The organism is Nostoc sp. 'Peltigera membranacea cyanobiont' 232 (assembly GCF_002245985.1).
Taxonomy (GTDB): domain Bacteria; phylum Cyanobacteriota; class Cyanobacteriia; order Cyanobacteriales; family Nostocaceae; genus Nostoc.
Genome location: NZ_NOLK01000028.1, coordinates 66,306 through 73,682, shown reverse-complemented (window position 1 = coordinate 73,682; position 7,377 = coordinate 66,306). Strand labels below are relative to the sequence as shown.

The following is a 7,377-nucleotide window of genomic DNA, read 5'->3' as shown; positions in this document are numbered from 1 at the left end:
GGAGCAGGGGAGCAGGGGAGCAGGGGGAGAAGAGAAATATTCTGGAATTACCCTGGCTTTAAGGGTTTCAGAGCAACTAAACTAAATTTATTTATAGGATCTTCTTCCCTGCGCCCTGCCCCTTTTGCTTTTCGCTGACTCACAAACCAAAAATAAGCTAAAATTCAAGCAGAGTAAGCATTTCCCGCTCATAAATCCCTCATGCTTGATAACCTGCAAACCCAAATTTACCAACTAGAACAATTTGCCAACAGCCTCGTTTCTAACCAACTGACACACCTGAGCGTGGTAAGCGTTGGTATCATCTTTGCAGCTGGCTTGCTCACCAGTCTTACACCCTGTATGCTTTCTATGCTGCCAATTACCATTGGTTATATCGGCGGTTATGAAGCTAAAAACCGCCTCCAAGCAGCTGCCCAATCAACTTGGTTTGCTTTCGGATTAGCAACTACATTAGCAGGAATGGGAATTATAGCAGCTTTTGTGGGTAAAGTCTACGGTCAAGTGGGAATTGGTTTGCCGATTATCGTCAGCATTATCGCCATTCTGATGGGGCTGAACTTACTAGAAGCATTACCTCTACAATTTCCATCCTTGGGCGAAACCAATTGGATTTCGCCAGATTTACCGCCCGGATTGCGTTCCTATTTGCTGGGGCTGACTTTCGGCTTAGTCGCATCTCCTTGTAGCACGCCTGTTTTAGCTAGCTTGCTGAGTTGGATTGCCAGTACACAAGACTTAATTTTAGGCGCTATTTTGCTACTTTCTTACACAGCCGGTTATGTAGCACCATTGATTTTGGCGGGGACTTTTACAGCTTCAATTAAAAAGTTACTAGAATTGCGTCGCTGGTCTGGTTGGATTAACCCAGTTAGCGGGGCGCTGTTGGTAGGATTCGGTGTATTTTCCTTAATTTCTCGGATTCCCCTCAGCAGTTTTTAATATCAATACCTTGTTAGATTTTACACCTAATGACTATAGAAGATTCCGCGTCCAAAGAATTAAAATGGTGGGCAATACCTGGGCAGTTCTTACGGCAGGAGCTTTTGCCCGTACTGACTAACTTACGATTAGCGATCGCACTCCTGCTATTGATTGCAATCTTTAGCTCCACTGGTACTGTAATTGAGCAAGGCCAGTCACCTGCATTTTACCAAAGCAATTACCCAGAACATCCCGCTTTATTTGGTTTCCTAACTTGGAAGGTAATTCAGGTAGTTGGGTTAGACCATGTATATCGTACCTGGTGGTTTCTGGCATTACTCATCTTATTTGGCACGAGTTTAACTGCTTGTTCATTTACCCGTCAGTTACCAGCCTTAAAAGCTGCCCAGCGCTGGAAATATTACGAAGAACCACGGCAATTTCAAAAATTAGCTTTAAGTGCCGAACTAGATAATGGTTCCCTGAATTCTCTCAGCGAAATATTACAGAAACGCCGCTATAAAATTTTTCCAGATCGAGAAAAAGAAAATCTCCTCTACGCCCGCAAGGGAATAGTCGGACGCATCGGCCCAATTATCGTTCATATTGGCATCGTAGCTATTCTGCTAGGGGGAATTTGGGGGGCGATGACTGGGTTTCTCGCCCAAGAAATGGTTGCTAGTGGCGATACATTTCAAGTGACAAATATTGTAGATGCTGGCCCAATCGCCGCTCAAGTCTCAAAAGATTGGTCTGTGCGGGTAAATCGTTTTTGGATTGACTACACTCCATCTGGCGGCATCGATCAATTTTATTCCGATATGTCTGTCTTAAATAAGCAGGGAGAGGAAGTCGATCGCAAGAAGATTTTTGTCAACGAGCCTCTGCGCTATCATGGCATAACTTTCTATCAAACCGATTGGGGAATCGCAGGTGTTCGCGTCCAATTTAACAACAGCCCGATTTTTCAGCTACCGATGGCGCTATTGAACACCAAGGGACAAGGGCGGATTTGGGGAACATGGGTTCCGACTAAACCAGATTTGAGTGAGGGTGTCTCTTTGTTAGCTAAAGACTTGCAAGGGATGGTATTAATTTACGATCCTACTGGCAAACTCGTTGATACTGTCCGCGCCGGAATGTCAACCGAAGTCAATGGTGTGAAGCTGAAAATTTTGGATGTCATTGGTAGCACTGGCTTACAAATTAAAGCCGATCCAGGCATACCAATTGTTTACACAGGGTTTGGATTGCTAATGCTGGGTGTGGTGATGAGTTACTTTTCTCATTCGCAAATCTGGGCATTGCAAAAAGGCGATCGCTTGTATGTGGGTGGCAAAACTAATCGCGCCCAAGTTGCTTTTGAACAAGAGGTTTTAGAGATTTTAGATCGGCTGAGTTCACAACCAAAAGTTGAGGAGAAAGAGGCGGCGATTGAAGTTTAAATGTATTGCTTCCCCTTCCCGCAGGGTAGGGGCACATACATGATAATTTTGCTATGGATTTCAAAGTTATTTTCCTCGTTTTACAAATGATTAGGGAACTCCAAAAAATAAATTATTCAATTTGTCTACTCAACTAGACTTCTTTCTTCCTTGTCTCCCTTGTCTTCCTTGTCCCCCTTGTCCCTCTGCGACGGAATATTTTTTTACTTGGAAATCCCTTATGCCCACACGGGTACAGATTGGAAAATTATTAAACATTGGAACTAAAGATTTATATATCTGCTCAACTTCAATCTAAACGACGGGTTTGCCTTCTACCCGCGATCGCGATCTTGTTGAGTATTGCTTCTTGCACTGCTGATAATAAAAGCATCAAGCATGTTTCCCTGGTTGGTGCTGGAGCAAGTTTTCCTGCACCTTTGTACGAACGCTGGCTTTCAGATTACAACCAGCAAAATCCCAATGTGGAAATTAACTATCAAGCTATAGGAAGCAGCGCTGGGGTGCAACAACTCATTGAAGGGACTGTGGACTTTGCAGCTAGTGATGTGGGAATTACAAATGAACAAGCAGCTAAGATAAAAAAGGGAGTAATTGCTTTACCCATGACTGCTGGTTCCATAGTACTGGCTTACAACCTCGCGCCCACTCGCCAGTCACCTCAAGTCAATCTACCAAATGGTTTAAAGCTATCACGCCAAGTTTACGTAGATATCTTTCTCGGAAAAATTACGAATTGGAATAATCCGAGAATAGCTGTAGCTAATCCAGGGGTAAATTTGCCTAATCTACCGATTCAGGTTGTACACCGTACTGATGGTAGTGGGACTACAAGTGTATTGACGCAACATCTTAGTACTATAAGTCTAGAATGGAAAAGCCAGGTTGCAGCTGGTAAAGCTGTAGCATGGCCAGTGGGAATTGGTGGAAAGGGTAACGAAGGTGTTACCGCCTTAATTCAACAGATACCAGGAGCTATTGGCTATGTAGAATACATTTACGCCAAACAAAATAAACTCCCTATGGCTGCTTTGGAAAATAAATTTGGTAATTATATTACGCCGACACCAGAATCTGTAGCTCAAACCTTGGAGTCAGTGAAATTACCCGCCGATAACTTGATTGCTTTTATCAACGATCCTACAGGTTCCCAGGCTTATCCCATCGTCACTTACAGCTGGCTTTTGACTTATCAGCAGTATCCAAACCGAGTCAAAGGTAAAGCGCTAAAAAAATTTATTGATTGGGCTTTGATTGAGGGGCAAAAATCCAGTTTGGAACTCGGATATATTCCTTTGTCTAAAAAAGTTGTGCTTCAAGTGCAATCTGCTGCAAATAAAATTGCAGAATAACTAAGTCGGTTGACGCAATTAAAGCTAACTGGCGACGGCTGTCATTTGTCCTTTGTCAGGGCTTTAATGCTGTTTACGTTTTTTAACGTAATTTGGCTTATTTCTACCAACTTACTTAGTTTTTAGTTTAGGGTAAGCGATCGCATTATTTGAGAATGAGAAATTAGATCGTGTCTGGTTAATCAACCTGAGTAAAAAACCTTCGTAGTGAGGACTTTAGTCCTCACTACAAACCCAAGTTTTCATTATGGGTACTTATGATGCCGCACTTCAACCACAGTATGTACATTGCCACGAGGTGTAAAATCTGCTTTCACAGTGGCTTCTAAGGGGTCACAAGCAGCCACAAAATCATCCAAAATTTGATTGGCAGATTCTTCGTGAGAAATATAGCGATCGCGGTAACTGTTAATGTAAAGCTTAAGCGCCTTCAATTCCACTACCCGTTCATCAGGTATATATGTAAGGTAAATTGTCGCAAAGTCAGGATAGCCGGAAAACGGACATTTACAAGTAAATTCCGGCAAAGTAATGTTAATGTCATATCGCCTCCCCACACGCGGATTAGGAAAGGTAATTAGTTTACCTTCCGCAATATCGCGTTCGCCATACTTCATTTCTTGGCTTGCCTGGGATACACTTTCAGAGAATTTATCAGTTGTCATTTGTCATTGGTTATTTTACTTATTTTTACGTCCTTTTAGGAATTTTGTAGCTTCCTAACTCTCTTTCAATACTCTTCCTTCTCCCAATCTGGACAATTCTCATCTTCACAACCGTGGGGATGCATAGCACAAACTAACAAATTACCACTATAAACTTGACCGTGATAGTGAGTACAACCGATACAGGCAGGATTTTTTTCGGCTGTAGGTTCAACTGAATAAGGAAAACCTGGATCTACATCTGCTACCATGTCTTCCAATTCCCAGTAAGCCTCCAACATTGGTTCAGCTAAATCTTGTAAATACTGATCGACTTCAGTAACAATGTTAGGGACTTGCTCAGTGATTTCTTCCGTTAGCTCAAAAAAAGCGTCTACCATTTCACTCATTCCCAGGAAGAAACGCTCTACTTCATCAGCCACTGTTTCAACGATTTCTGCTAAATCTTTTTGCCACTGTTCCATAAACTTGACACCTTTGCAGGCTATAAACAGGACGATTTGTGTTATCTGGCTTAAAGCACTAGAATACACACTAGGCAATGTATCTTATCAAGTTTCTATATAAAGTGCCATCTAAAAGTGCCACTTATTACTGATGATCTCGATCAAAGAATAATTTTTATTGATCGCGTTGCAATCGTTTTAACTCGTTTTGCAGGTCTAGAACTTCTTGGCGCAATTTATCCACATTCTGATCGCTCGATCCCTCTTTCACCGTTGGTTCTTCATCTTCCTCTAAAATTTCAATCCGGCGAGGTTCAGAAGGGGGTGTTTTCTCGGAGGTTTCACCAGATGGCTGGGCTTGTTGGGCTTGCTTCATCATTTCTTCAACGAAGCGGCGGGCTTCTTCTGTGTTCATTTCGCCCTTTGCCACCATTTCATCTGCCAGTTTTTGGACTTGCGATCGCACTTGGGCTAATTTTCCCCCTGCTTTCTCACCTGCGTAAGAAGCTAATCCAACACCGAGGTAAAAAGCTTTTTGAACAATATCTCCAAAACCAGCCATTGTTGCTGACCGCTCCTAAAAATAGGGCGACCCGGAGACTACGCCTACCACAAGCCTCCCGTGTTGCTGCTACCTTCCGGTTCTGACAAGATTTGGGTGTTGCGATCGCATAGATCCAGGTCTTCTAAAAGCATAACATGAAAAATCAGTAAGTGTGTGTTATTCCAAAACAATTCGCCATTCGTAAAGCTGATAGTTGACGCAGCCGTGTTTTACCAACGGGTCATCAGCTACAATTGCTTCTGCTTCCTCCTTTGAGGCTGCCTCAAACAACAACATCCCGCCTCTTTGCTCTGCCCAGTAGCCTGTTCGCGCTTTGTGTCCTTTCGCAATCAAGTCTTGAATGTAGGCTTTGTGGGCAGGTACATATTGGTCAAAGGTAGGTTTATCGACTTTGCCTTCTTCAATTTTGACAAACCACGGCATTAGCTTCTTAACTCCATTTGCAGTAGACATTCTGCTTTAGTTATGACTGTTTTTGAGTAGCTTGGGATTGTGATGCCTGCGGCGGTAAACTACGCGAATTCTCAACCTGACACTGATGGTGGCTGCGGTATTAACCCTGATTTGGCGACAAGTACCGTCGGTAGGTGAACTAACCCTTGCTTCAAAACAAGCTCCCAAAACCAACCACTATTACTGATGTGGCAGTGGATGAAGATTACGACGATCTAGTTTATCTTGAGTATGGAGTTCGCTGTTCTTCTGAGATAACGCATCAGATGCTAGAGGGGTAACTGCTTGATAATTTTGACCAACAAGAAAATCTGGTCGAGGATTTATAACCGGTAAAGGAATATTCTCAATACTGTTATAAGTAATAATCACAGTAGAACGCCCAAAAGGTGAGATATTATTTGTTGAAGCATGAACAATATTACTATCAAAAAATAGAACTGAACCTGCCGCAGCTTTTACAGAAGTAATTCCATACTTTGATACTAAACTAGTAATTGTTTTCTGGTTCAAAGAATACTTTAAATTAACACTAAAGCTCGATATCCATGTAGGACTCTCACCAGAATTATGAGAAGTTGTGGTTTCTCCTATAGGATTATGCTCCAAAACATCGATCATCTCTTCTTTATGTGAACCAGGAATAATAAATAGCGGCCCATTAAATTCATTCATATCATCTAATAAGCACATAGCATTGACTACTTGTGGTCTTGGCATCCCATCTTCCTTACGCCAATAAATATAGTCTTGATGCCATTTCCAAAGGTCGCCACTAAATGCTGCTTTAAGATTGATTTTGAACTGGTATATATATACTTGACTCCCAACTATTTGCATAGCTGGTTCAACGATAAATGGATGACGTGTTAGAGAATTAAAAACATCATTATTAGTATGGGAGCCATGAAGCGAACGCACAGTCTTACCATCTTTTTCAAGGATTTTTTTGGGTGAATTCTCCACAGACAAAGTGGATAATTCTGCTTTCATAATTGCAACTTCGGCACGAGAAAAGTATTCTGGTAATAAAATAAATCCTTGAGTTTTATAGATTAATAATTGCTCTTCTGTTAAATACATACTAAAACCTTGTATCTATGAATAATTAAAATCTAAACCTTTGAAAGCATAGAGTCATTGCAAAAAATACTTAAAAATCTAAGACTTTATTAATGAGTTAAACTACTCAAAGTATTGGAGATTTTTTATGATTGATTTAAGTATATTCCAGTAGAATATAGCGGAACTATTTAGTAAATTTATCTGCTATAGCACTCCTACTGAGTTTGTGAATATCGTAAAGCTAAGAGCCTCGAATTATTTGATATAAGTCAGCAAGCTTATTGTTAATAAATTATTTATGACTGCTATATATAAATTTTTTTAGTCTGGTTAGGTACATCTCAAAACCTCACTCTCAATCCATCTCCTTACTAAGGAGAGGGGAGTTAACAATTAAAAATTAAAAATTAAAAATTAAAGACAATTTAAGACGGGGATTTAAACCCCGACTTAAATTGGGGC

The 7,377-nt window shown here is 41.2% G+C and carries 8 protein-coding genes and 1 other RNA gene; 3 read left to right on the top strand and 6 right to left on the bottom strand.

Translation table 11 applies throughout. The features are described 5' to 3' along the window. Nucleotides 1-201: 201 nt before the first annotated feature. The 3 genes from CDG79_RS12295 (at nt 202) to pstS (ending at nt 3,721) form a co-directional block, all read left to right on the top strand. Nucleotides 202-942: a cytochrome c biogenesis protein CcdA gene (locus CDG79_RS12295; protein ID WP_094342388.1), complete on the top strand. Its 741-nt coding sequence runs from the start codon at nt 202-204 to the stop codon at nt 940-942. Nucleotides 943-971: 29 nt separating this feature from the next. Beyond that, nucleotides 972-2,369: a cytochrome c biogenesis protein gene (locus CDG79_RS12290; protein ID WP_094342387.1), complete on the top strand. Its 1,398-nt coding sequence runs from the start codon at nt 972-974 to the stop codon at nt 2,367-2,369. A 257-nt stretch (nt 2,370-2,626) separates the two neighbouring features. Further along, on the top strand, nt 2,627-3,721 hold the full coding sequence (gene pstS / locus CDG79_RS12285) for a phosphate ABC transporter substrate-binding protein PstS (RefSeq protein WP_094342386.1): 1,095 nt from the start codon (nt 2,627-2,629) through the stop codon (nt 3,719-3,721). A gap of 245 nt (nt 3,722-3,966) precedes the next feature. Here pstS and queF read toward each other — a convergent pair whose 3' ends face one another. From queF to CDG79_RS12255, 6 genes are all read right to left on the bottom strand, one after another. Then, nucleotides 3,967-4,386: a preQ(1) synthase gene (gene queF / locus CDG79_RS12280; RefSeq protein WP_094330724.1), complete on the bottom strand. Its 420-nt coding sequence runs from the start codon at nt 4,384-4,386 to the stop codon at nt 3,967-3,969. A gap of 65 nt (nt 4,387-4,451) precedes the next feature. Next, nucleotides 4,452-4,850, bottom strand: a complete 399-nt coding sequence (locus CDG79_RS12275; protein WP_094330725.1) for a hypothetical protein — start codon at nt 4,848-4,850, stop codon at nt 4,452-4,454. A 157-nt stretch (nt 4,851-5,007) separates the two neighbouring features. Next, the gene (locus tag CDG79_RS12270; protein ID WP_094342385.1) at nt 5,008-5,394 is read right to left on the bottom strand and encodes a phasin family protein; all 387 of its coding nucleotides are present in this window, start codon (nt 5,392-5,394) and stop codon (nt 5,008-5,010) included. A 25-nt stretch (nt 5,395-5,419) separates the two neighbouring features. Further along, an RNA gene (ffs, locus tag CDG79_RS12265) (signal recognition particle sRNA small type) lies at nt 5,420-5,516 on the bottom strand. Between the two features lie 37 nt (nt 5,517-5,553). After that, the gene (locus CDG79_RS12260) at nt 5,554-5,820 is read right to left on the bottom strand and encodes a YciI family protein (protein ID WP_094330740.1); all 267 of its coding nucleotides are present in this window, start codon (nt 5,818-5,820) and stop codon (nt 5,554-5,556) included. Between the two features lie 210 nt (nt 5,821-6,030). Then, nucleotides 6,031-6,933, bottom strand: a complete 903-nt coding sequence (locus CDG79_RS12255; RefSeq protein ID WP_094342384.1) for a phytanoyl-CoA dioxygenase family protein — start codon at nt 6,931-6,933, stop codon at nt 6,031-6,033. Nucleotides 6,934-7,377: the final 444 nt, after the last annotated feature.